Genomic DNA, 23,944 nt, shown 5'->3' on the forward strand with positions numbered 1-23,944 from the left:
GATCTAGCCGCGCCCAAAGAAGAAGAGCGCACCCAGGAGCAGGACCAGGGCCACACCTTGGCCGATGACACGCAGGCGCATCAGGCGCTGGCTGGTATTGCCCGGGCCGCCCTTGAGCATGTTCCAAAGGCCCATGCCCAGAACGATGACGACGAACAGCAGGGCCAGGGCGATGGCGATATTAACGAGGGTTTCCATGATAGCCTTAACGTAAGGGAGGCGAGATTGGATCGCCTTTGATATAGGCGGTCAGACCCTCCGCCACAGCATCATAAATGGCACGAATTCTGTGCGAGGTGAACAATTCCCTGTGCGTGGTGAGCCAGACAGGCAGCGGCGGGATGGCCAGGTCCAGCGGCAGCACCACCAGCCCTGGCGTAAGGCGGGCGAGATTGAGCTGGGCAAAGCCGATTCCCAGGCCCGCCCGCAGCAACTCCCACAAGTGCGGCTGATCGTCCGAGCGCACCGGAAAATTATCGCGCGTCACCTCGAACCCCAGGGACCGGGCATGGCGGATCACCGCGTCGGACCGGTCGAAGCCCAGCATGTCGTGGTCCCAGAGCTGGTTAATCGTGGTGGGCGTGCCGCGCCGGGCCAGATAGTTCTCATGGGCCACCGGGACCAGCGGAATATCACCCAGATGCCGCGTGACCAGCTCGAGCTGGGTGGGCCGGAACATCCGCACGGCAATATCGGCCTCGCGCATTAGCAGGTTCTCGGCCGAATCGGTCGGGACCGATTCGATGGCAATGCGCGGATGCACGCGGCGAATGCCGGCCAATATGTCAGGCAGCACGTAATTGGAAATCATTGTGCTGGCGGTCAGCCGCACCGTGCCGTGCGCCTCGTTCTGGGCGCCGGCGGCCAGGATGGCGGCCTCGGCCAGCGCAGAGCGGGCACGATCAACTGAACCGTAGAGCTTGAGGGCGGTGGCGTTGGGCTTGAGGCCGGTCAGGCTGCGCTCGAACAATGGCAGGTCCAGGGCGGCTTCGAGCGCCTCGATATGGCGGCCCAGCGTCGGCTGGCTGAGGCCGAGCTGGCGCGCTGCGGCCGAGAGCGAGCCTTCGGCGATCACCGCCGCAAAACTGCGCCACAGCGTCCAGTCAGGATTGCTATTCATTATTGTATATTAGACCGAGAAAATTGCGCAATCGCTATTCATCATCGTAGCGCGCATCTTGCTCGCCAGCAACAGCAAGGAGCACAAGATGCAAACGGGAAAAGTCACTGTTCTTGGCAGCAATGGCCATATCGGCAATGCGGCAATGATCGCCTTCCGCGATGCGAACTGGCGGGTCACGGGCCTGGGGCGCAGCAATCGCAAGCCAGTTGCGGGCACCCAGTTCTTCAAGGGCGACGCCGATGAGGTTGTGGTGGTCCGCGCTGCCATCGCCGAAGCCGATGTCGTCGTTCACGCGCTACATTTGCGCTATGACCAATGGGGCGATGGACGGGCCGAAAAGCAATTGCAGGTGGTGCTCGATGCCATGGCGGGCAGCGGCAAGACGCTGCTGTTTCCCGGCACAATCTATAATTACCGCGCCAGCGACCGCACCATTGGCCCCGGCCTGCGTGAGAGTGGGGAAAAGCCGCGCGGCGAAATCCGCATCCGGCTCGAACAGATGCTGCGCGACGCGGCGGCCCGCCATGGGTTCCAGGTGATTATTTTGCGCGCCGGGGATTTTTTCGGGCCGGGCAATCGGGACGAATGGTTTGATGCCGCCATGCTGATGGATTACGCCAAGGGGCGGCTTTACCATCTGGGCGACCTCGAAACGCGCCATAGCTGGGCCTATCTGCCCGATCTGGCGCGCGCCTTCACAGTGCTGGCCGCACGGCGGGCTGAAATGAAGGCGTTCGAGAACGACCATTTTGCCGGCCATTGGGTCAGTCACGGGCAGGTCATGGCTGCGACACAAAATGCCTTGCCCAAGCCCGTCGAGGTGGCACCGCTGCCCTGGTGGATGCTGCGCGCAATCGGGCTGTTCAACCCCGTAATGCGCGACGTCTATCGCATGCGCTATTTGTGGCTGAACGAAATGGAACTGGTCGATCCGCGGCTCGATGCTTTGCTCGGCCCCGGCTTCACCACGCCCTTTGAGACAGCTGTTGCCGACACGGTCACCGAACTGGTCGCAGATCGGTCGGATGCTCGGCACGCGGCCTGAGTCCGGGAGTTCATGTAATGAAAGACGTTATTGTATGGCAGCGGATCGAAGGTGGCTTGGTGTTCGTCGCCGCGCTGGCGCTTTATGGGCAGATGACGCCGGTGTTGCCCTGGTGGGCTGCCCTGCTGGTGTTCTTTGCGCCTGATTTGAGCTTTTTTGCCTATGGCGCAGGCACGCGGATCGGGGCTTGGGTCTACAATCTGGCTCATGTCTATGCGCTCGGGGCCGGACTTGTGGCGATGGGTGGGCTGCTCGGCCTGCCTTTGCTGACCACGCTGGGCGCGCTCTGGATGGCCCATTCCGGTTTTGACCGCATGCTGGGCTATGGGCTCAAGGCCCAGACCAGTTTCAAGGACACCCATCTGGGACGGCTGGGCAAAGCAGGCTAAAGCCCCACCGCCCGCCGCACATCGTCCGGTGTCCAACCCTGGGCCCGCAGATCCGCCAGACTTTGCGAGCCCTTCGACTTGGACAGTTTCTGCCCATCATCTCCAAGCAGCAGGCGGTGGAAGAAATAGATCGGCGCAGGCAAGCCGAGCAGCATTTGCAGCAGCACATGAATATCGGTGGCCGCTTCCAGATCGCGTCCGCGTGTGACATGGCTGATGGTCTGGGCGGCGTCATCGACCACTACGCTCAAGTGATAGCTGGTCGGCGTGTCCTTGCGCTGCAGCACCACATCGCCCCAGCGCTCGGGCCGGGCATAGCGGATCTGCGGCCGGTCCAACACGCTTGGGCCGATCACGGAAAAGGTCAGCAGGCCGGTCCGGGCCATGGCGGCCTCGGTATCGAGACGGAACTGCACCGGATCGCCGCGCTCGAGCCGCTCGATGCGTTCGGCATTGCTCATATGCCGGCAGGTGCCGGGATAAAGCGGAGCGCCGTCGGGATCGGTGCCGGTGGCGTTTTGCGCGATATCGCTGCGCGAGCAGAAGCAGGGATAGAGCAGATCCATGGCGCGCAAGCGGTTGGCCGCCTCAGCATAGAGCTCGAACCGCTCGGACTGATAGAGCACCGGCTCGGGCCAGGAAAGGCCCAGCCAGTGGAGATCCTCGAACAAAGCCGCGACGAATTCGGGCTTGCAGCGGGTGGTGTCGATATCCTCGATGCGCAACAGCGCCATGCCGCCCAGCTTTTGCGCCGCGTCCCAGGTGACGAGCGCCGAGAGGGCATGGCCCAGATGCAATGGGCCATTCGGGCTGGGGGCAAAGCGCAGGACGGGTTTGGACATTGGGCGCTGTTTCGGGATGGGTGGTTGTTTTCTTCATAGGCGCCCGGGCGCCTGAACGAAAGCCCGCGGGATTGGGCGCATGGCCAGAATGGTCTTCAGCGCTTCGTGAGGGCGCGATGCTTTGCGCTTTATTGGCGGCTGTGCTACATGCGCGCACTTCCCGCATTTTTGTCGAGCCCCATGTGCCTGCCATGAGCCTTGCGCTGAATATTGACCATTCCAGTGCCGTCCGTCCCGCGCCGACCATGCGCCCGTCCTTGATCGGCCTTTCCAAGGCAGGGCTGGCCGAGACGCTGGTGAGCCATGACGTGGTTTCCGAAAAGGAAGGACGCATGCGCGCCAGCCAGCTTTGGAACTGGCTCTATGTGAACGGGGTCACCGATTTCGAGCGCATGACCAATGTGGCCAAGCCGGTGCGGCAAAAGCTCAGCGACACCTTCAATCTCGACCGTCCCGAGATCGTCTCCGAGCAGGTGTCGGTCGACGGGACGCGCAAATGGTTGTTCCGCTTCCGCGATCCGGCCAATCCGAACCTGCCGGCGGTCGAGGTGGAAACAGTCTATATTCCGGAAAGCGACCGCGGGACGCTCTGCGTCTCCTCGCAGGTGGGCTGCACACTGACGTGCTCATTCTGCCATACCGGCACGCAAAAGCTGGTGCGCAATCTGACCGCCGGGGAAATCCTGGGACAGATCCTGATGGCGCGCGAGCGTCTGGGCGATTTTCCCGGTGGGTCGCGTCCGGATGACGGGGGCCTGGTGCCCGGCGGGGAAACCCGCGCCATCACCAATATCGTGATGATGGGCATGGGCGAACCGCTCTATAATTACGAGAACGTCAAGCAGGCGCTGCTGATTGCCTCGGCGGGCGATGGCATGTCGATTTCCAAGCGCCGCATCACGCTGTCGACCTCGGGCGTCGTGCCCTATATCGAGCCGACCGGTCGCGAGATCGACGTCATGCTGGCGATTTCGCTCCATGCCGTGCGCGACGATCTGCGCGACGTGCTGGTGCCGATCAACAAGAAATGGCCGCTCAAAGAACTGCTTGAAGCATGCAAGACCTATCCGGGCCTGTCCAATGCGCGCCGCATCACTTTCGAATATGTGATGCTCGACGGCATCAACGACAGCGATGCCGAGGCGCGCGAACTGGTTCGGCTGCTGGCCGGCATCCCCGCCAAGATCAATCTGATCCCGTTCAACCCCTGGCCCGGTTCGAACTATGGCACCTCGCCCTCAAGCCGCATTGAGCGCTTTGCCGATATCGTCAACAAGGCCGGTTATGCCTCCCCGGTCCGCACGCCGCGCGGCCGCGACATCTTCGCCGCCTGCGGGCAGCTCAAAAGCGAGAGCGAACGGCTTTCCAGAAAAGACCGGGACGCTCTGCTGACGCTGTGATGCCGGCATTGGTTCCCGAGCTCTCGGTCTCCGACATTGCGGCCAGCCGCCGCTTCTATTGCGATGTGCTGGGCTTTGCGGTGCGTTATGAGCGGCCCGAAGAGGGCTTTGCCTATCTCGCCTTTGGCCCGGCGGAACTGATGCTGGACCAGATTGGCGAGGGCCGGGACTGGATCACTGGCCCGCTGGTGCCGCCGCTCGGACGGGGCGTCAACTTCCAGATAGAAGTGACGGAAATCGATCCGATCTGTACGCGGATCGAGGCAGCCGGTATCGACCTCTTTCAGCCCATCGAGACCCGAACCTATCGTACGGCCAGGGACCAAGTGACGCAGCGCCAATTCTGCGTGCAGGATCCCGATGGCTATCTGCTGCGGTTCTGCGAGCGTGTGTGATGCGGCCCTCGGCCCGTAAGATCGAACAGGCCATTGCCGCTGTTGAAGATGCGGCGGCAAAGCGGCAACCGCTTGTTTGCCCTTTGTGCGACCGGCCCATTCCGCCTGAGGCCAGATCGAGCCGGCATCACCTCGTGCCACGACTCAAGGGCGGCACGCACATGGGCACGGTGCGCCTGCACCAGATCTGTCACAATGCCATTCATGCCCGGTTTTCAGAGGCCGAATTGGCCAGCAGGCTCGCCGATATCGACAGCCTCAAGGCCGATCCGGAAATCGCGGAGTTCGTGGCATGGGTGAGAACCAAACCACCGGCTTTCCACGCGCAAACGCGGAGAACGCGCAAGCGAAAAGCATAGGCGCTACTCCCCCGCCACCCAATCGATGCGCCATTGCCCGCGACCTTCGTCGCTCAGCAGCTCCGCCAGCACCGGCAGAACCTTGCGCATTTCCTCTTCCAGCACAAAGGGCGGGTTGACCACCACCATGCCTGTGCCGTGCAAGCGCGGCGGTTCGGAAGGTGCCCTGATGGTGAGTTCCAACCGCAGGATTTTTGGAATACCGGTCTTTTTGAGGGCTTTGGCATAGGTCTCGACCTCGCCCGGCTCCTTGATCGGATACCAATAGGCGTAGGTGCCGCCAGGCCAGCGCTTGTGCGCTTTTTCGAGGCTCTGCACCATGCGGGTAAATTCGCCCTTTTCCTCGAAGGGCGGATCGACCAGTACGAGGCCCCGCTTTTCCTTGGGCGGCAAATGGGTGCCGAAAATGTTCCAGGCATCGAGCTGGGTGATGCGGGTCTGGAAATCGCCGGTGAAATTTTCCTTGAGGCGATTGGCGTCCATGGGATGGAGCTCGAATGCCATCAGCCGGTCCTGCTCGCGCAGCATGTGCCGGGTGATGAAGGGCGAGCCAGGATAATAGCGCAGATTGCCATCGGGGTTTTGCGCACGCACCGCATCGAGATAGGGCGCGAGCAATTCGGCCACGGGAGGAGGCAGATCGGCGGCCATGACCCGGTCAATGCCGTCGCGCCATTCCCCGGTGCGCTCGGCCATGTCGCCAAAAAGGTCATAAATCCCCAGCCCGGCATGGGTGTCGATCACCCGGAAGGCCGCGTCCTTGCGCATCAGATAGGTCAGAATTCGGGTGAGGATGGTATGCTTGACCACATCGGCAAAATTGCCGGCGTGGAAGGCGTGCCGGTAATTCACGTCACTTCCGTCCTTCAGCGAGAAGAATGGTTGCGGCAAAGGCCATGAAGACGGCGGCAAAGCTCCAGTTGAGGGCTTTGCCGACCCAGGCATTTTCCTTCAGCGTCCGGGTCAGCCATTCGGCGAACAGCACGATGGCAATGACGACGGGGATGGACACCACGACGAACTCGAACCCCAGAAACAGCAGCTTGCCGGCAGCGTGGGGGTCGGCGGCCGAGACGAATTGGGGCAGGAAGGTTACGAAAAACAGGGCGATCTTGGGATTGGTCAAGTTGATCCCGAGGCCGGTAAGATAGGATTTCCGCCAACTCGGTTGCTTGCCGGCCTGTTTGACCACCAGCATGCCCCCGCCGTCCCGAATAGCCTGGATGGCGAGCCAAACCAGATAGAGCGCGCCGACAATTTTCAGCACCCAGAAGGCGGCCGGCGCCGTTACGATCAGCACCGAGATGCCGAAAGCCACCAGCATGGTGTGAATGCCGATGCCGGTAATGGCGCCCAGTACGGTGGCATAGCCATGGCTTCGGCCCCAATTCATGGTGCGCGAGACGAACAGCGCCATGTCTGGCCCGGGCGTGACGGCGAGCACAAAGGCGGCCAGGGCAAAGGCAAGAATGACGGGCAGGTCGGGGATGAAAGCGGGCATGGCGAGCTCGTTCTGTTGGCGCGGAAAATGGCAGAGTTCGCGCCCTCATGAAAGGCAGGTTGGGCATGAATCCGGAGGATTACGCCACAACATGGGCTATTGCGCGTTAAAGTAGGCGGCCGCAATCGTGTCGAGGAACGTTTCCTCGCTCTGCTGGTTGCCGTTGATCATGATCACCAAGGTCGTTCCCGTTTGGGGGTAATGACGCGTGTCGGACTCAAATCCATCATAGCCGCCACTATGGCCATACCAGGGGCCGAATGCGTCCTCTTCCAACCCCATGCCAAGTCCATAGGTTTCTTCTTGCCCCGATCCTGACGTCATGTCCCGAAGGCTCTCGGGGCCAAGTATGGATTTGCGGACAAACAGGGTGTCAAGAAACTGGGCAAGGTCGCCGGCAGTCATCGTCAACGGGCCATCGGCCAATGCGCTGGCCCAGGCCAGCTCCGACATGTCCAGGCCTGCGCTATAGCCATGCGCCGCAACCGAAGTGTCTGTGGGTCGCCCCACCGACGTTTGCCTCATGCCGGCCTTGGAGAAGACCTTGGTTTCAAGGGCAGCCTCAAGCGAGCCTGCGACTTTCTCGAGAATGTGGCCGAGCAAGACGTAGTTGGTGTTGGAGTATTCAAAGCCTTCGTCCGGCGGAAAATCGGGATCTATGCCGTAGACATAGTGCAGCGCATCCGCAGGCGTAAACACTTTGGTGGGATCATCAAGGCTGTCCTCAAAAAAGGCATCATCAAGGTAGTCGGGCAGACCTGAGGTATGGTCGAGCAATTGCCGCAGGGTCACAACATCTGCATTGGCCAGTTGAGTGATATCGGGCAGGTCCGAAATCAGCGGCCAGACCGATGCGTCCAGGTCCAATATGCCGTCTTCGACATAAGCAAGAATGGCCGCTGCCACGGCCATCTTGCCTGCGGAAGCAGCGTAAAAGCTGGTGAGGGCCGTGACGGGGCGCTGCGTTGAGCGTTCGGCAATCCCGGATGCCAGCACCATATCCGTTTCCCCGTCGCGTATCGCCAGCACCCCGCCGTCAATGCCTTCTGTGGCGAGGAAGGTGTCGAGTGCTTCCTGCGCTATCCTGCCGAGCGCAGTTTCGTTCGCCGTTGCGGCCAATGGGGATACGACGAGCAGAAGCGACAGCAGGAAAGCACGAGCGACGGCAGTTTGGGGCATGTCGGCGGGGGTCCGGCGGTGAGCGATGGGCAATGGGCGACCATTGCATCAAAGTCGTAGGCTGGCCAGTGCGGCTAGATCGGCAATTCCCGACCGGCCTTGATCGTCTCCATCGGGACGTCGGTCTTGACCGACTGGACGGAAGGGATGCGCATCAGATGGTCGGACTGAAAGCGCCAATAGGCGTGCAGGTCCGTGGTGACGATGCGCAGAATTGCGTCGCACTCCCCGGTGGTAAGATAGCATTCCACTACTTCAGGATAGTTTCGCACCGTCTCGGCAAACAAATTGGTGGTTTCGGCATGCTGGGTCTTGAACCAGATGCGGGCAAAGACCGTTAGCCCCAGCCCCAGCTTGGGACCATTGAGCACCGCCACATATTGGTCGATGACGCCTTTTTCCTCGAGCAGCTTGACCCGCCTCAGGCAGGGCGAGGGGGACAGGCCCACCGCATTGGCCAGCTCGACATTGGACATGCGGCCATTGCGCTGCAATGCTCTGAGGATCCGGCGGTCAATGGCGTCAAGCGTTTCTGGCATTTTCCGCCCTACAGATATTCACAGTTGGCACGATGTGCCACAAACTGCGCAATCGCCGCGATGATAGCAAGTTCATTGCGCGATTTCGAGCGTATCCTTTCACCATTAGATCCTTGGGGAACACATCATGGCGAATGAGATCAAGAAAGTCGTGCTGGCCTATTCGGGGGGGCTGGACACCTCCATCATCCTGAAATGGCTGCAGGAAACCTATAATTGCGAAGTGGTGACCTTCACCGCCGATCTGGGCCAGGGCGAAGAGCTGGAGCCGGCGCGCAAGAAGGCCGAAATGTTCGGCATCAAGGACATCCGCATCGAGGATCTGCGCGAGGAATTCGTGCGCGATTTCGTATTCCCCATGTTCCGCGCCAATGCCGTTTATGAAGGTGTCTATCTGCTCGGTACCTCGATTGCCCGACCGCTGATTTCCAAGCGGCTGATTGAAATCGCGCAGGAGACCGGCGCAGACGCCATCGCTCACGGCGCCACGGGCAAGGGCAATGACCAGGTGCGGTTTGAACTGACCGCCAATGCGCTCGACCCCTCCATCAAGGTCATCGCGCCCTGGCGGGAGTGGGATCTGCGCTCGCGCACCGCGCTGCTCAACTATGCCGAAAAGCACCAGATCCCGATTGCCAAGGACAAGCGCGGCGAAGCGCCGTTCTCGGTCGACGCCAATCTGTTGCACACGTCCTCAGAAGGCATGGTTCTCGAAGACCCCGCCGTGCCCTTCCCCGACTATGTGCCGCAGCGAACAGTCGATCCGGAGAAGGCTCCCGACACCCCCGAGACCATTACCATCGGCTTTGAGAAGGGCGATGCGGTCTCGATCAATGGCGAAAAGCTTTCCCCGGCAACCCTGCTGACCAAGCTTAACGAGCTGGGCGGCAAGCATGGCATCGGCCGGCTTGATCTGGTGGAAAACCGCTTCGTTGGCATGAAGTCGCGCGGACTTTATGAGACGCCAGGCGGCACCATCCTGCTTGTGGCGCATCGCGGCATCGAGTCGATCACCCTCGATCGGGGCGAGGCGCATCTGAAAGATGAGCTCATGCCCAAATATGCCGAGCTGATCTACAACGGCTTCTGGTACTCGCCCGAGCGCGAAATGCTGCAGGCATTGATCGACAAGAGCCAGCAATTCGTCACCGGTGAAGTCACCGTCAAGCTCTACAAGGGGTCGGCCAATGTGGTGGCGCGCACCTCGCCTCACAGCCTTTATTCGGAGGATCTGGTGACCTTCGAGGAAGGCGCTGTGGCCTATGATCACAAAGACGCCGAGGGCTTCATCCGCCTCAACGGCCTGCGCCTGAAGACCTGGGCCGCCCGCAACGCCAAGGCGCGGGGCTGAACCACAAGCTGGCGGGTGCTTTGCGTACCCGCCAGTTCGGCAATTTTCATTCGAACATGCCTATTTAATTCCCCGTTAAGCGACGGTGACTAGTTTTTCGCCAGCGTCGCGGATTGACTTTTGGACGGGGGGTTCGATGCGCTCAGATGACGCCGGTAGCACTGGGGATGTGGCCGACACTCTGCTGCTCGATGCGGCGCTGGAGAGCATTCCCTATGGCTTTTGTGTCTGGTCGCCGCAGTTCCGCCTCGTCATGTGGAACGAGCACTATCGCGATTTCTACGGCTTCTCCAAGGATGCCATTTATCGCGGCATGACACTCGAGGACGTGGTGCATCTCTCGGCAAGGCTGGGCAATCATCCTGGCCAGGGCCCCGAAGCCTTCTACGAACACTATACCAGCGAACTCTTGGCCAATCGCAGTGGCGCGCGGCACAAGGCGCAGGAATTGGTGCATGGCGGCCGCATTATCGAAACCGCTCATGTCTATTCGGAAAAGCTGGGCTGGGTGGTGACCCATGAAGATATCACCGACGAAATCGCCCGCTCCGAAAGCCAGCAGAAGCGCAAGCTGGAACTGGAGCGGCAGAACATCCGCCTGGACGCGGCGGTCAACAATATCTCGATTGGCCTGTGCATGATGGATGCGCGCGGGCGGCTGGTCATCTGCAACGAGCCCTATGCGCGCATCTACAATCTACCCATCCATCTGCTCAAGCCCGGCAGTCAGCTTGAGGACATTCTGAGCCATCTGTTCGATGAAGGCATGTCCACCGGCGGCACCAAGGATGACTATATTGCCTGGCGCCGCGAGGTGATCGCCCGGCGCGAATACGGCAAGAATATCCATGAACTCAATGGCCGCACCATTCTGATGCAGCACCATCCGATGAAGGATGGCGGCTGGGTGTCCACCCATGAGGACATTACCGAGCAGCGCCAGGCCGAGGCCCGCATCCAGCATCTGGCGCGGCATGACGCGCTGACCGACCTGCCCAACCGCATCGAGTTTCTCGAACAGATGGCGCGGGTGGAAGCCGGGCTCAATCGCGGTGAAAAGGCTGCCGTGCTCTATATTGACCTCGATCATTTCAAGGCGGTCAACGACACGCTGGGCCATGCCGTCGGCGACGAGGTGATCAAGCAGGCGGCGGTCCGCCTCTGGGGCACGACGCGGGAAACCGACCTGCTTGCGCGGCTGGGCGGCGACGAATTCGCCCTGCTGCTCCGGCCGGTCGAGGGGAGCGATCTGGCGGCCAAGGTGGCAGACCGGATCGTCAAGGCCATGCGCGCCCCGATGAATATTGGTGGCCAGCAGATCGAGATCGGCGCCTCGGTGGGCATTGCCGTGGGGCCGGGCGATGGCACCAGCACCGATCAACTGGTCAAGAATGCCGACCTGGCGCTCTACAAGGCCAAGTCCGAAGGGCGCTCCACCTATCACTTCTTTGAAGCCGGCATGGATGCCAAGCTCCAGCAACGCCGCTCGATCGAGGCAGGCCTGCGCATGGCCATGCAGCGCGAGGAATTGCGCCTGATGTTCCAGCCGCTGCTGGGGCTGGAGGAAAACCGCGTCAATTGTGTCGAGGCGCTGCTGCGCTGGGACCATGACGATCGAACCATTTCGCCAACAGAATTCGTCCCGGTGGCCGAGGAAACCGGCCTGATTGTGCCAATTGGGGAATGGGTACTGCACGAGGCCTGTAGAGCCGCTGCCACTTGGCCAGGCGATGTTCGGGTGGCGGTCAATCTCTCACCAGTGCAATTTCGGCACAAGGATCTGGTGGGGCAGGTCAAGTCGGCCTTGCTGGCCGCCGGGCTCGAACCAACCCGGTTGGAGCTCGAAATCACCGAAAGTCTGCTACTGACTGAGAGTGAAAGCACCACTGATGCCCTGCACGAATTGCGGTCCATGGGAGTGCGGGTCTCGCTGGACGATTTCGGCACCGGCTATTCCTCGCTGAGCTATCTGCGCAGCTTCCCGTTCGACAAGATCAAGATCGACCGCAGCTTCATGGCTGATCTGACCACCCGCGCCGACAGCCAGGCCATCATCAAGGCCGTTATTGGCCTGGGGCAGTCGTTGGGCATGTCGACCACCGCTGAAGGCGTGGAGACCGAGGAGCAATTGGCCATGGTGCGCGAACATGGCGCCTCAGAGGTACAGGGCTTCCTGTTCTCCCCGCCCCTGCACCCGGCAGCCCTGGCCAATCTGTTGCATTCGGAGGCGGCCAAGGCATTGGCCAGCCGCAAGGCGTCGTAAACCGCGCTTGTCGCGGTCGGGGCAGGCTGGCAATCTCTGGCTTATGCCAATGCAGAATTTTGCCAAGCTGATTGCCATTGCCCGCCGCGAAGCCGGCGCGATGCAGGCTGAGGATGTGGTGCAGGACGCGCTTCTCGTGGCCATCGAACAGGGCCGGGCCGATCTCGATGACCAGGCCAACCTGCGCTGGTTGAGCGGGGTTGTGCGCAACAAGGCGCGCATGAGCGCACGGGCGGCGCGGCGGCGGCGGCATCGCGATGGGCTTTGGCACGAAGCCGGTCGCGCCGAGCCCGCCAGCCCAGGCGCGGCTCCCGCCGAGGTGCTGGCCGATCTGCCCAAGGCCCTCAGGGTTGTCGCGGCTCTGGTGCTGACCGGTCATAACCGGCGCGAGATCGCCTATTTGCTCAACCTGCCCGACACTGCGCTGCGCCAGCGGATCAGCGCCCTCAAGCGCCATCTGGTGGCCAGGGGACTGGCGGCACCGGAGGAATTGAGCGGGCTGCATCTGGATCTGGCCTATGGCCGCATTCGGGATGTGCTGCTGCCGGCGCTGCTTCGCCATGGCGGCAGTTTCGCCAGCCACGATCCGGACGGACATTTATTTGTGGTGCGGCGCTCACAAAGCGGCACACCGCGGCAATAGGCGGGTATCGGCAGCACAATTGCTGTCGCCAATCCAGAGGACGCCAATATGCTCTTCAAACCATCCGAGGCCTGCCTCGTTTACCACGCCACTGATCTCGAGCGCAGCGCCCGCTTCTATGCGGATGTGCTGGGCATAGCCTTCGAGCGGCGCGACGCGGGCGCAGGCCCCTTCCTGTTTGCCCGGCTCAGTGCTGATTTCAGCATCAGTGTCATGCCTGGCCAGCCGCGACCGGGCAGCAGTCCACTCGTGACCTTCACCCTGGCCGAAGGCGGTATTGCCGATGTCGTGGCCGCCCTGGCCGATTACGGCGCCACCATTGTTTCGCCGGTCGGCGATGCACCCGATGGCAAGGGCGCGGCCTTTCTGGATCCGGACGGGCACCCCATGGGTCTTTACCAACCACGCGACAAGCCGCTTACGCGCAAGGAGACAGCGCAATGAAACTGAAACCAAAAAATGTCAGCATCGTCTTTTATGTCAGCGACATCGCCCGCACCGAGACCTTCTACAACCAGACGCTTGGGCTCCAGCTCGAGCGGCAGGAGGGGGCCGAGCCGTTCTGGCTGCAGGCGCAGATCGAGAATGGTCCGGACCTGATCTTCTTCCAGATGGAGGGCAAGCGTGGCGACACCCCCGCCATCGTCTTCGACCTCGATGAAGGCGGGATCGACGATGTGGTCGCCGAACTGGCCCGGCAGGGCGTCAATATCGTCACCCCGGTTTCCGAGGCGCCGGGCGGCTGGAGCGCCGACTTTCTGGACCCTGATGGCTTTGGTCTTGGGCTCTGGCAAGCGGGCGAATTGCCGCGATCGTTGAAGTAATAGGGGCCGGATTGGCCTTGCCTCGCCTCCTCTCTGGGGGGGCGGTGAGGGGCCAATCCGGCACCGCGCCATCGATTCGCAACCCCGCCCTGCGTCTCCTGCGCTTGTGGAAAACACCGTTCTGCTGTAAGGCAGCGCCAAATGCGCCCAAACCGGGTTCCTTCCGGACCGGGTGCCGTGTTTATTCCTGCATGGTTCAGCCGTTTTGTCGCCGCCCTCTATCGCGGCCCAAGGTATTGGGATCATGCCAAAGAGGCCTGATCCACATATGTCCCTGCGCAATATCGCCATCATCGCTCACGTTGACCATGGCAAGACCACGCTGATCGACGTGCTGCTCAAGCAGTCCGGTTCGTTCCGCGAAAACGAGCGCGTTGAAGAACGCGCCATGGACAGCAATGATATCGAGCGCGAGCGCGGCATCACCATCCTGGCCAAGGTCACCTCGCTGACCTGGAACGAGACCCGCATCAATATCGTGGACACACCCGGCCACGCCGATTTCGGTGGCGAGGTGGAACGCATTCTCTCCATGGTCGACGGCGTGGTGATCCTGGTGGACGCCGCCGAAGGCCCGATGCCGCAGACCAAGTTCGTGCTCGGCAAGGCGCTCGCCCAGGGCCTCAGGCCCATCGTGGCGATCAACAAGATCGACAAGTCCGATGAGCGGCACCTGGAAGTGCTCGAAGAAATCTTCGACCTGTTCATCGCGCTCGACGCCACGCCCGAGCAGCTCGATTTCCCCGTGCTGTATGGTTCGGCCAAGCAGGGCTGGATGGCCGAAGATCCTGCCGGCCCCAAGGAAACCCTGGCGCCGCTGCTCGACAAGGTCGTGGAACACGTGCCCGAGCCGGTCGTCGAGGAAGGCGCCTTCCGCATGCTGGTGACCACCATTGAGCGCAACCCGTTCCTGGGCCGCATCCTGACCGGCCGCATCACCTCGGGCTCGGTCAAGGCCAACGACCCCATCCACACCCTCAATCGCGAGGGCAAGGAAGTCGAAAAAGGCCGCGTTTCCAAGGTTCTGGCATTCCGTGGCCTTGAACGCACCCCGGTGGATCAGGGCGACGCCGGCGATATCGTCTCCATCGCGGGCCTCGTCACCTCGACCGTGGCCGATACGATCTGCGCGACTTCGGTGAGCACGCCGATCGCTGCCAAGCCGATCGATCCTCCGACCCTGTCGGTGACCTTCCGCATCAATGACGGCCCGCTGGCCGGCCGCGAAGGCGACAAGGTGCAATCGCGCGTCATCCGCGAGCGCCTGTTCCGTGAAGCCGAAGGCAATGTCGCCATCAAGGTGACCCCGGGCGACGACAATGACAGTTATGACGTTGCCGGCCGCGGCGAACTTCAGCTCGCCGTGTTGATCGAAAACATGCGCCGCGAAGGCTTCGAGCTCACCATTGGTCGCCCCAAGGTGCTGTTCAAGGAAGAGAACGGCCAGCGCATGGAGCCGGTCGAGGAAGTCATCATCGACGTTGATGACGAGTTTACCGGCGCCGTGGTGCAAAAGCTGACCGAGCGCAAGGGCGAGTTGACCGACATGCGCCCCTCGGGCGTCGGCCGCACCCGTATCCAGCTCCTAGTCCCCACCCGCTCGCTGATCGGCTATCAGCCCGAGCTGCTCTCGGACACTCGTGGCACGGCGATCTTCAACCGCCTGTTCCACTCCTTCGTGCCATTCAAGGGCGACCTTCCAGGCCGCCGCACCGGTGTGCTGATTTCCAACGGCACCGGCCAGTCGGTCGCCTATGCGCTGTGGAACCTGGAAGACCGCGGCTCGATGCTGATCGACGCCGGCGTCGACATCTATGAAGGCATGATCATTGGCGAGCACAACCGCGAGAACGATCTCGAGGTCAACGCGCTCAAGGGCAAGCAGCTCACCAATATCCGCACCCAGTCCAAGGACGAGGCGGTGCGCCTGACTACGCCCAAGAAGCTGACGCTGGAACAGAGCCTGGGCTATATCGCCGAAGACGAGTATGTCGAGGTGACGCCCAAGTCGATCCGCCTGCGCAAGATCTGGCTCGACCCCAACGATCGCAAGCGCATGAGCCGCGCTGCCAAGTCGGCCTGATTTCCAAACACACCCTGCTGTCATCCCGGCGAAAGCCGGGATCCATCCAGAGATAACGCTACGTTCAGGATGGGTGTGTAGACCTCAAGATGGGCCCCGGCTTTCGCCGGGGCGACATCGAGCACATTGCGGGGAAACATGACTGACTGGATCATCCAGATCATTACCGATTTCGGATATGTCGGCATTGTTCTGGTCATGCTGGCCGAATCGATCTTTCCGCCCATCCCCTCCGAGCTGATCATTCCCTTTGCCGGCTTTGCTGCCGCAAATGGGGATCTCAACCTGTTTGGCGTTCTGGCCGCTGCCACCTTCGGGGCAGTGGCGGGCATGCTGCCCTGGTATTTTGCCGGACGGCTGTTTGGCCTTAATCGCGTCAGATGGCTCGCCGACCGGTATGGGCGGCTGCTGACCATGAATGCCGACGAGATCGACACCGCCGTGGCGTTCTTCCGCCGCTTCGGCCCGATCATCGTGCTGTTCGGCCGCCTGATGCCGATCATCCGCACGCTGATCTCGATCCCGGCTGGGCTGGCGGCCATGCCGCTGCCGCTGTTCCTGCTGGCCTCCACTGCCGGGGCGCTGATCTGGAACATCTTCCTCACCCTTGCAGGCTATATCCTGCATGAGCATTACGAAATGATCGAAGTGGTGCTCGATCCGCTGAGCTACATCGTGCTCGCCGCGGTGGTGCTGATCTATGTCTTCCGGGTCGTCACCTGGAAGCCGGCCCGCGCCGCTGAATAAGTCGCGTTTTGCAAGGCCCTTGCAATTTGCAACGGGCCAGATCCCCGCAAAATGCAAATATTTACAGTCGTTTAATCTTCCACCCCGGTTTTCCGGGCCCCGCGAACTGGCACGTTTTGTGCACTTGTACAGGGGCCTGGATAGAAGAGTTCTGCGTACCAGGTCCAAAGTCATTCGGGGCATCGCATCGCGTTATTGATGTGATGCCCCAATGCTTCGAGCGGCCCGGCCTTGCCCCCGGCGCCGGCAGCCACTAGATAAATCGAACCGTTTTTCAGCCGCGTTTGCCAACGCCTTACCGGAGACGCCCATGCGCGCCGTGCTCGACATCATTCTGATCCTGCTGCAGCTCTATTGGTGGGTGCTGCTCATCATGATCATCATGAGCTGGCTGATCTCGTTCAATGTCATCAACACGCGCAACCAGTTCGTAGCCACGGTCTGGCAGGTTCTCAACCAGCTCACCGATCCGGTGCTCAAGCCCATCCGGCGCTTCATGCCCAATTTCTCGGGCCTCGACCTGTCGCCGCTGATCGCCTTCCTCCTGATCTTCTTCATCCAGTCGATCATCGGCTATTACATCTATCCGGCGGTTATCCGCGCCGGCATCTAGCCTCGTTTGGCCGAGTTGCCCGGCTTTGCCCGGCAGACGGATAGCGGCCTGCTGCTGTTCCTCCGCGTCACGCCCAATGCCGGGCGCGACGCCATTGAGGGCAGTCAGGCGCGCGCTGATGGCTCTGTGGTCTTGCGCGTCCGCGTCTCGGCCGTGCCCGACAAGGGCCGCGCCAATGCCGCCGTCATGGCGCTGATCGCCAAGGCGCTGGGCGTGCCCAAATCCTCGATTGCGCTGGTCAGCGGCGACACCGGCCGGCTCAAGACCGTGTCCGTCTCCGGTTGCGCCGACGATCTCGTCGCCCGCGCTTTGACGCTCGCGCGCTAGCGCTTGCGACAAAACATCGCAACTCCCATTGCTTAACGCATTATTCCCGCTAAGCTCCCCTTTCAGAGGGGGCCCGATGGAGGGCGGGGATTGGACCGGGCAAAAGACCCGGCCGGTGCCAGCGCGGGCCCTCGGAGGAGAAATTTTCGAGGGACTTCTTATGGATCTGGCACTTTGGCTGATCGTTGTGTGCGGCGGCCTGTCTATCGTCTATGGCGTGGTGACCACTCAAGGCCTGCTCAAGGCCGATGCGGGGTCGGCGCGCATGCAGGAAATCTCGGCGGCCGTGCGTGAAGGCGCTTCGGCCTATCTCAAACGCCAATATACCACCATCGCCATTGTCGGCGTGGTCATCCTGATCGCCGCCTATTTCCTTCTCGGCATTTATGCCGCAATCGGCTTCCTGATCGGTGCGGTGCTTTCCGGCGCGGCCGGTTTCATCGGCATGAATGTGTCGGTCCGGGCCAATGTGCGCGTCGCCCAGGCCGCCGTCGGCTCGCTGGCCAAGGGGCTGGACCTGGCCTTCAAGTCCGGCGCCGTCACCGGCATGCTGGTGGCAGGGCTGGGCCTTCTCGGCGTCACACTCTATTTCATGATACTGACCGGCATGGGGTTCGAGCCCACCAGCCGCACCGTCATCGATGCGCTGGTGGCCCTGGGCTTCGGCGCGTCACTGATCTCCATCTTTGCCCGTCTGGGCGGCGGCATCTTCACCAAGGGTGCCGATGTCGGTGGCGACATGGTGGGCAAGGTCGAGGCCGGCATTCCCGAGGATGACCCACGCAACCCTGCCACCATCGCCGACAATGTGGGCGACAATGTCGGAGATTGCGCCGGCATGGCCGCGGATCTGTTCGAAACCTATGTCGTTACCATCGTTGCCACCATGGTCTTGGCAGCCATCATCCTGCCCGAGCAGTTCCGGCTGATCGGCATGGTGCTGCCGCTGGCCATTGGCGGCGCTTGCGTCGTCACCTCGATCATCGGCGCCTATTTCGTCAAGCTCGGCTCGGACAACAACATCATGGGCGCGCTCTACAAGGGCGTTATCGCCACCGGCGTGCTCTCGCTGGTGGCGCTGCTGCCGGTGCTCTGGCTGATGTTCGGCGACATGAATGTCGTTATCGAGACCACCAGCAAGACCTTCACCCCCTGGAGCCTGTTCTGGTGCGGCGTGGTGGGCCTGGTCATTACCGGCCTGATTATCGTCATTACCGAATATTATACCGGCACCAATCGCCGCCCGGTCAATTCCATCGCCGAAGCCTCGGTCACCGGGCACGGCACCAATGTCATCCAGGGCTTGGCCGTCTCGCTGGAATCCACTGCCCTGCCGGCGCTGACCATTATTGCCGGCATCATCGTCACCTATTCGCTTGCCGGGCTCTTCGGCATTGCCGTGGCGGTGGCGACCATGCTGGCTTTGGCCGGCATCATCGTTGCGCTCGACGCCTTCGGTCCGGTCACCGACAATGCCGGTGGCATCGCCGAAATGGCCGGCCTCGACAAGGAGGTGCGCCAGAATACCGATGCGCTCGATGCGGTGGGCAATACCACCAAGGCCGTCACCAAGGGCTATGCCATTGGCTCGGCGGGCCTCGGCGCGCTGGTGCTGTTCGCTGCCTATACCCAGGACCTGATCTATTTTGCCGGGCTCGAAGATGCCCCGGCCATCTTCCAGGGCATGGGCAATCTGAGCTTCTCGCTGGCCGACCCCTATGTCGTTGTGGGTCTGTTGTTCGGTGGCCTGCTGCCGTTCCTGTTCGGCGGCATGAGCATGACGGCGGTGGGCCGCGCAGCCCAATCCGTGGTGGTGGAAGTGCGCCGCCAGTTCAAGGAAAAGCCGGGCATCATGGCGGGCACCGACAAGCCCGATTATGGCCGGGCCGTCGACATGCTGACCAAGGCGGCGATCAAGGAAATGATCGTGCCGAGCCTGCTGCCGGTGCTTTCGCCCATCGTCGTCTTCTTCGTCATCAAGTGGATCGCCGGCCCCGCCGCTGGTTTCTCGGCCGTGGGCGCCATGCTGATGGGCGTGATCGTCACCGGGCTGTTCGTTGCCATCTCGATGACGGCCGGGGGCGGCGCCTGGGACAATGCCAAGAAGAGCTTTGAGGACGGCTTCACTGACAGCCACGGCGTCACCCACCACAAGGGGTCCGACGCCCACAAGGCCTCGGTCACCGGCGACACCGTCGGCGACCCCTACAAGGACACGGCGGGCCCCGCCGTCAACCCGATGATCAAGATCACCAATATCGTCGCGCTGCTCTTGCTCGCGGTGCTGGCGCATCTGGGGTGACCAGACGCAACCTCATGGTGAGCTTGTCAGTATGGACTGGAATGAAGAAGGCCCGGGGCGAAAGCTCCGGGTTTTTTGCTAGCCTCTTGCAATAGGCAGACTCGGTGCAACACCTCCCCCTTCAAGGCGGAGGTGAAGGCTGGTGTGTGTTGGAGCTGCGGGATCAAGCAGGACACCCGGAGGTCATCGCCGACGGCAACTTTTGACACTAGACCTCGAGCAGTTTCCGACCACGCGGCCGGAGCTGGTGCGCTGCGAGGGGACGCCCAAGGGCAACGTGGTGCAGGTCTACGCCAAGCGGGCATAGCAGGGCTGTCCGGCGCGCGAGCTGAGTAGGCCCCGCACCGGGCGCGCCTCATGGCTGATGCCAATGCAAGACCAACCCGCATAAAAATAATCCCCGCCCCTCCATCATTCCCCATAATCGCCCCATCACTCCCGCGGCGGACGGACTGCAGCGAACTTTTGCGGGGGGAGCCGGTTGGGTGCTGGGTCGCTCCAGGACCTGCCTGCGGGTCGGTCACCTTGCGACGAGCGATCAAAAGGGACAACGATGCGCAGGAGAAACCCGGCGTTCCGAGGCGGCGACGTCTCTATTACTTAGTTTTACTGAGACGCACGCGCCTCGGGACACGTCCATTCAACGCAAAGCCGGTGGCCTCAGGGTCGACCGGGGTGTCGTGCTGGCCGGGGCCGGGTCGGGCGGGCGTGGTTCGACTGCAGCCCCTTGACGAATCCGGCGCGCTGGATTCTGCCTGAGCGAAGGTTTCGGAGGTTCACCCGTCATGCGTCAAAGGCTTGTTGCGCTCCTTTCTTCCCGGCGTTGGGAACAAACGATCATTGCCGTCATCGTGATCAATTCGATCATTCTCGGGCTAGAGACAGAGCCGGGCATCATGGCGGCCTATGGGCCGTTGCTGCATATTGTCGATACGGTGATCCTGGGGATCTTCGTCGTCGAGATTGCCTTGCGCATCTTCGCCTTCGGGCCACGCTTTTTCCGCGATCCCTGGAGCCTGTTCGATTTTGCCGTGGTGGCGATCGCGCTTATTCCGGCGGCCGGACCGTTCCAGGTGCTGCGCGCGCTGCGCATATTGCGCGTCCTGCGGCTGATCTCGGTGATGCCCGCGCTGCGGCGCGTGGTGGGCGGGCTGATCGCAGCGCTGCCGGGCATGAGTTCCATCGTCGTCCTGATGGCCATGCTGTTCTATGTGGCAGCGGTGATGGCGACCAATCTGTTCGGCGATACCTTTCCCGACTGGTTCGGGCACTTGGGCGCTTCGCTCTATACGCTGTTCCAGGTGATGACGCTGGAGAGCTGGTCGATGGGCATCGTGCGGCCGGTGATGGAGGCCTATCCCTATGCCTGGATGTTCTTCGTGCCCTTCATCCTGCTCTCGACCTATGCGGTCCTGAACCTGTTCATCGGTGTGATCGTGGCGGCCATGCAGGAGGAAACCGAGGCCACCGCAACGGCGGACCGGCAAACGCTGCATGAAGATTCTGCGCTGATGCTCTCGGAAATCCGGGCCCTGCGCGAAGAGGTGACGGCCCTGCGCAAACAGATCGACCGGTCATGAAAAAGGCGGCCCGGAGGCCGCCTTTTGAAGAGGTCTTCGATCAGGCCTTCTTGGCCATATCGATGCTATCGAGGATCACCTTGCGGGCTTCCTCGATGCCGCCGATGCGGTCGATTCGGGCCCATTTGCCGGGCTCGAGATCCTTGTAGTGGGTGAAGAAGTGCTTGACCCGTTCAAGCTGGATTTCGGGCAGATCGCCAATGTCGGCAATGCCGTCATACATGCGGGTGAGCTTGGACACCGGCACGGCGATGATCTTCTCGTCCTGGCCGCCATCGTCTTCCATGAACAGCACGCCGACCGGCCGGCTGCGCACCACGGCGCCGGGTACCAGCGGGCGCGAATTCATCACGATCACGTCGAGCGGGTCGCCGTCGCCGCACAGGGTGTGGGGCACGAAGCCGTAATTGCCCGGATAGCGCATCGGCGTATAGAGGAAACGGTCGACGAACAGCGCGCCCGAATCCTTGTCGATCTCATACTTGATCGGCTCGCCGCCCAGCGGCACTTCGATGATGACGTTGAGCTCGTCGGGCGGGTTCTTGCCGGTGGGGATCGCGTCGATATTCATAGCTTCTACACTTGCCGAGAGGAGGGAGGGTGTTGCGGGCAGGTTCTGCCCATAATGGCTCCCAAAGGCAAGGGACTAATCCGCCGCATTGACCAACCGGACCGGGGTTTTATTTCACGATCAGCACGGGAACAGCGGCGCGCGCCAGTACCTCGGCGGCCTGGCTGCCCAGTAGCAGCCGGTTGAGCCCGCGTCGGCCATGCGAGCCCATGACGATCAGGTCGCAGCCCTTTTCCGACACGGTTTCGAGAATGCCATCGGCGGGCCTGTGACGCGGCAGGTGCAGGGTCTCGGCGGCAATGCCGGCTTCCTGGGCCTTGTGACGGGCGGCAGCGAGCAGATCGGCGGCTTCGGTGGCATAGGCTTCTTCAAGCCGCGCCAGGATGGGGCCAGCATCTATTGTGCCGAACCCGCCCGATCCGATGCCAGTGGCGACCGGGTCGGTGGCGGTGAGGATGATGAGGCTGGCGCCGTTCTGCCGTGCCAGGTCAAGGGCGGCGTCGAGGGCCTTGTCACCAAGCTCGGATCCGTCCGTTGCAATCAGCAGGTTCTTGTACATGATGCCGTCTCCTTGTCCTGTTATTATAGCAGGGTCATCATGGCGGTGATTTGATTTCGATCATGCCCAGATGTTCTCAATCAGGAGACTAGCTCAATGGCCCTGCCTGTCATCCGTAATTTTGTCGTGCCCGCCTTGCTGGTGGCGCTGACCGTGTCGCCGGCCCTGGCCCAGTCCGGCTTCACCAGCGCCTATACCGATCTCAACCTGGATGACTGCCTGATCCTGGAGGCTGATGATTTTGGCGCGAGCTGGGCCTGTCCGGGCTACAAAGGCTATCCGCTGATGGTGCAGGAGGGCGATCTGCGGTTTTCGCTCAGCTATGGCTTTGAGCCCGATGAGAACGGCGTCGGGTTCCAGACGCTACCGCCATTCAATTATCTGGGCGCAAAGCTGGAATGGCGGCTGTCCAACGCGCTTGGCCGCTGGTTCCCCATCGCCACCATCGTGCGCTACCACACCGCCCATCCCGAAACCGGCGAGGACTATGGACAGGTGCTGGTGGTCAGCCAGATCGCAGAGGGCAATAATTGCCATATCGCCTATGTCGATGCGCGCGCCAACGCCAACGCCAACGAGCTGGCGCGGGAAGCGGCCGACAAGGCTGGTGATTTTGACTGCATGACCGACGAGATCGAGATCATCGGGGCGTTCGGGGCCTATTAGGTCCGGGGCGGTTAGCCCTCTTCGGTGGCCTCGGCGGTTTTGCCGCGGATCTGGTTGCGCAGAATGGTGCGGTCGCGGCTGGAGACGCCGATCAGTTCGGCAATGCGCCAGACCATATTGTCTTCCAGCTCGTGGTTCTGCCGGTCGGCAAACACCACGGTCCACATCATGCGGATGATCTCGATGCGATCGTCCATGTCGAGCTGGATAAGACCGCTGGTGAATTTGTAGAAGTCCACTGCCTCGGCATCGCGCTTCTGGGCTTCGCGCACCAATCTGTCGACGGCGGCTTCATCCAGATCATAATGATCCATCAGGGCGCCGCGAATGGCTGAGCGTTCGTTCTCGTGAATGGAGCCGTCAACTGCGGCCAGATGCACCAGCAGGGCCGCGACGGCCAGCTTGGGATCGTGCAGATCGGCAGGCGCTTCGGGCTTTGCGAACAGACGGGTCAGGGCCTCGAACATGGCGGTCAGCCTTCCTCGGGGGGTGGAATAAGGCGGGTTGCTGCGCGCCGGGAGGCGGACAGACTGAGACTTAGCCATATGAGGTGCCGGCTCAATGGGATTGTCGGGGCTCTCACGCGGTCTTGACCGGGGTGATGCAGCCTCGCCACACCCGGAAAGGCAAAAGGGACTCGACT

The 23,944-nt window shown here is 61.9% G+C and carries 27 protein-coding genes; 17 read left to right on the forward strand and 10 right to left on the reverse strand.

Features of this window, described 5'->3' with window-relative positions; all coding sequences use genetic code 11:
* Positions 1-3: 3 nt before the first annotated feature.
* Both GO014_RS10380 and GO014_RS10385 read right to left on the reverse strand, forming a co-directional pair.
* Positions 4-198: a twin transmembrane helix small protein gene (locus tag GO014_RS10380; protein WP_157290253.1), complete on the reverse strand. Its 195-nt coding sequence runs from the start codon at positions 196-198 to the stop codon at positions 4-6.
* Between the two features lie 7 nt (positions 199-205).
* Entirely contained in the window at positions 206-1,120 is a 915-nt protein-coding gene (locus tag GO014_RS10385) for a LysR family transcriptional regulator (protein ID WP_157290254.1), read from the reverse strand.
* A gap of 88 nt (positions 1,121-1,208) precedes the next feature.
* On the opposite strand from GO014_RS10385, the gene GO014_RS10390 reads away from it, so the two are divergent.
* Together GO014_RS10390 and GO014_RS10395 are read left to right on the forward strand one after the other, a co-directional pair.
* Entirely contained in the window at positions 1,209-2,168 is a 960-nt protein-coding gene (locus GO014_RS10390) for an NAD-dependent epimerase/dehydratase family protein (RefSeq protein ID WP_157290255.1), read from the forward strand.
* A 17-nt stretch (positions 2,169-2,185) separates the two neighbouring features.
* Positions 2,186-2,557, forward strand: coding sequence for a DUF4260 domain-containing protein (locus tag GO014_RS10395; protein WP_157290256.1), 372 nt, complete (start codon positions 2,186-2,188; stop codon positions 2,555-2,557).
* Here the strand turns inward: GO014_RS10395 and gluQRS are convergent.
* On the reverse strand, positions 2,554-3,399 hold the full coding sequence (gene gluQRS, locus GO014_RS10400) for a tRNA glutamyl-Q(34) synthetase GluQRS (RefSeq protein ID WP_157290257.1): 846 nt from the start codon (positions 3,397-3,399) through the stop codon (positions 2,554-2,556). The two genes, GO014_RS10395 and gluQRS, sit on opposite strands and share 4 nt — an antisense overlap.
* Positions 3,400-3,590: 191 nt before the next feature.
* Between gluQRS and rlmN the strand changes: the two genes are divergently transcribed.
* Genes rlmN through GO014_RS10415 form a run of 3 tightly spaced genes read left to right on the forward strand, consistent with a single transcriptional unit; the run spans position 3,591 to position 5,553 of the window.
* Positions 3,591-4,799 (forward strand): dual-specificity RNA methyltransferase RlmN, encoded by a 1,209-nt coding sequence (rlmN, locus tag GO014_RS10405; RefSeq protein ID WP_157290258.1) that lies wholly within the window; start codon positions 3,591-3,593, stop codon positions 4,797-4,799.
* On the forward strand, positions 4,799-5,194 hold the full coding sequence (locus GO014_RS10410; RefSeq protein ID WP_116587370.1) for a bleomycin resistance protein: 396 nt from the start codon (positions 4,799-4,801) through the stop codon (positions 5,192-5,194). The genes rlmN and GO014_RS10410 overlap by 1 nt, the downstream gene beginning before the upstream one ends.
* Positions 5,194-5,553, forward strand: coding sequence for an HNH endonuclease family protein (locus GO014_RS10415; RefSeq protein ID WP_116587371.1), 360 nt, complete (start codon positions 5,194-5,196; stop codon positions 5,551-5,553). Before GO014_RS10410 ends, GO014_RS10415 begins: the two co-directional genes overlap by 1 nt.
* A gap of 3 nt (positions 5,554-5,556) precedes the next feature.
* Here GO014_RS10415 and GO014_RS10420 read toward each other — a convergent pair whose 3' ends face one another.
* The 4 genes from GO014_RS10420 to GO014_RS10435 form a co-directional block, all read right to left on the reverse strand.
* Positions 5,557-6,405, reverse strand: coding sequence for a 23S rRNA (adenine(2030)-N(6))-methyltransferase RlmJ (locus tag GO014_RS10420; RefSeq protein WP_343030897.1), 849 nt, complete (start codon positions 6,403-6,405; stop codon positions 5,557-5,559).
* 1 nt (position 6,406) lies between these two features.
* Positions 6,407-7,054: a LysE family translocator gene (locus GO014_RS10425; protein WP_116587373.1), complete on the reverse strand. Its 648-nt coding sequence runs from the start codon at positions 7,052-7,054 to the stop codon at positions 6,407-6,409.
* Between the two features lie 96 nt (positions 7,055-7,150).
* Positions 7,151-8,233, reverse strand: coding sequence for a serine hydrolase domain-containing protein (locus GO014_RS10430; RefSeq protein ID WP_157290260.1), 1,083 nt, complete (start codon positions 8,231-8,233; stop codon positions 7,151-7,153).
* A 74-nt stretch (positions 8,234-8,307) separates the two neighbouring features.
* Positions 8,308-8,772 carry an Lrp/AsnC family transcriptional regulator gene (locus GO014_RS10435; RefSeq protein ID WP_116587375.1) on the reverse strand — a complete coding sequence of 155 codons (465 nt, stop codon included), beginning with the start codon at positions 8,770-8,772 and terminating at the stop codon, positions 8,308-8,310.
* 127 nt (positions 8,773-8,899) lie between these two features.
* On the opposite strand from GO014_RS10435, the gene GO014_RS10440 reads away from it, so the two are divergent.
* The 11 genes from GO014_RS10440 (at position 8,900) to GO014_RS10490 (ending at position 21,505) form a co-directional block, all read left to right on the forward strand.
* Entirely contained in the window at positions 8,900-10,123 is a 1,224-nt protein-coding gene (locus GO014_RS10440; RefSeq protein WP_116587376.1) for an argininosuccinate synthase, read from the forward strand.
* A 136-nt stretch (positions 10,124-10,259) separates the two neighbouring features.
* On the forward strand, positions 10,260-12,386 hold the full coding sequence (locus tag GO014_RS10445) for a sensor domain-containing protein (protein WP_157290261.1): 2,127 nt from the start codon (positions 10,260-10,262) through the stop codon (positions 12,384-12,386).
* Between the two features lie 49 nt (positions 12,387-12,435).
* Positions 12,436-13,029 (forward strand): RNA polymerase sigma factor, encoded by a 594-nt coding sequence (locus GO014_RS10450; protein ID WP_157290262.1) that lies wholly within the window; start codon positions 12,436-12,438, stop codon positions 13,027-13,029.
* 48 nt (positions 13,030-13,077) lie between these two features.
* On the forward strand, positions 13,078-13,473 hold the full coding sequence (locus tag GO014_RS10455) for a VOC family protein (RefSeq protein ID WP_157290263.1): 396 nt from the start codon (positions 13,078-13,080) through the stop codon (positions 13,471-13,473).
* Positions 13,470-13,853 (forward strand): VOC family protein, encoded by a 384-nt coding sequence (locus GO014_RS10460; protein ID WP_157290264.1) that lies wholly within the window; start codon positions 13,470-13,472, stop codon positions 13,851-13,853. The genes GO014_RS10455 and GO014_RS10460 overlap by 4 nt, the downstream gene beginning before the upstream one ends.
* A gap of 268 nt (positions 13,854-14,121) precedes the next feature.
* On the forward strand, positions 14,122-15,936 hold the full coding sequence (gene typA, locus GO014_RS10465; protein ID WP_157290375.1) for a translational GTPase TypA: 1,815 nt from the start codon (positions 14,122-14,124) through the stop codon (positions 15,934-15,936).
* Between the two features lie 138 nt (positions 15,937-16,074).
* Positions 16,075-16,683: a DedA family protein gene (locus tag GO014_RS10470; protein WP_116587382.1), complete on the forward strand. Its 609-nt coding sequence runs from the start codon at positions 16,075-16,077 to the stop codon at positions 16,681-16,683.
* 310 nt (positions 16,684-16,993) lie between these two features.
* Positions 16,994-17,296 carry a YggT family protein gene (locus GO014_RS10475; RefSeq protein WP_104892834.1) on the forward strand — a complete coding sequence of 101 codons (303 nt, stop codon included), beginning with the start codon at positions 16,994-16,996 and terminating at the stop codon, positions 17,294-17,296.
* Between the two features lie 15 nt (positions 17,297-17,311).
* Positions 17,312-17,623, forward strand: coding sequence for a DUF167 family protein (locus tag GO014_RS10480; protein WP_157290376.1), 312 nt, complete (start codon positions 17,312-17,314; stop codon positions 17,621-17,623).
* A gap of 160 nt (positions 17,624-17,783) precedes the next feature.
* Complete coding sequence (locus GO014_RS10485) at positions 17,784-19,925, forward strand: sodium-translocating pyrophosphatase (protein WP_157290265.1); 2,142 nt, start codon at positions 17,784-17,786, stop codon at positions 19,923-19,925.
* Between the two features lie 785 nt (positions 19,926-20,710).
* Positions 20,711-21,505, forward strand: a complete 795-nt coding sequence (locus tag GO014_RS10490) for an ion transporter (RefSeq protein WP_157290266.1) — start codon at positions 20,711-20,713, stop codon at positions 21,503-21,505.
* A 40-nt stretch (positions 21,506-21,545) separates the two neighbouring features.
* On the opposite strand, the gene ppa is transcribed toward GO014_RS10490, so the two are convergent.
* Positions 21,546-22,076 carry an inorganic diphosphatase gene (gene ppa, locus GO014_RS10495; protein WP_116587314.1) on the reverse strand — a complete coding sequence of 177 codons (531 nt, stop codon included), beginning with the start codon at positions 22,074-22,076 and terminating at the stop codon, positions 21,546-21,548.
* Positions 22,077-22,185: 109 nt separating this feature from the next.
* Positions 22,186-22,635, reverse strand: coding sequence for a universal stress protein (locus GO014_RS10500; protein ID WP_157290267.1), 450 nt, complete (start codon positions 22,633-22,635; stop codon positions 22,186-22,188).
* Positions 22,636-22,731: 96 nt separating this feature from the next.
* Here GO014_RS10500 and GO014_RS10505 point away from each other — a divergent pair, with 96 nt between their 5' ends.
* Complete coding sequence (locus tag GO014_RS10505) at positions 22,732-23,301, forward strand: hypothetical protein (protein WP_157290268.1); 570 nt, start codon at positions 22,732-22,734, stop codon at positions 23,299-23,301.
* A gap of 11 nt (positions 23,302-23,312) precedes the next feature.
* On the opposite strand, the gene GO014_RS10510 is transcribed toward GO014_RS10505, so the two are convergent.
* Positions 23,313-23,768, reverse strand: a complete 456-nt coding sequence (locus tag GO014_RS10510) for a tellurite resistance TerB family protein (protein WP_157290269.1) — start codon at positions 23,766-23,768, stop codon at positions 23,313-23,315.
* Between the last annotated feature and the right edge of the window lie 176 nt (positions 23,769-23,944).

It is taken from the genome of Devosia marina, assembly GCF_009758415.1.
GTDB lineage: Bacteria > Pseudomonadota > Alphaproteobacteria > Rhizobiales > Devosiaceae > Devosia > Devosia marina.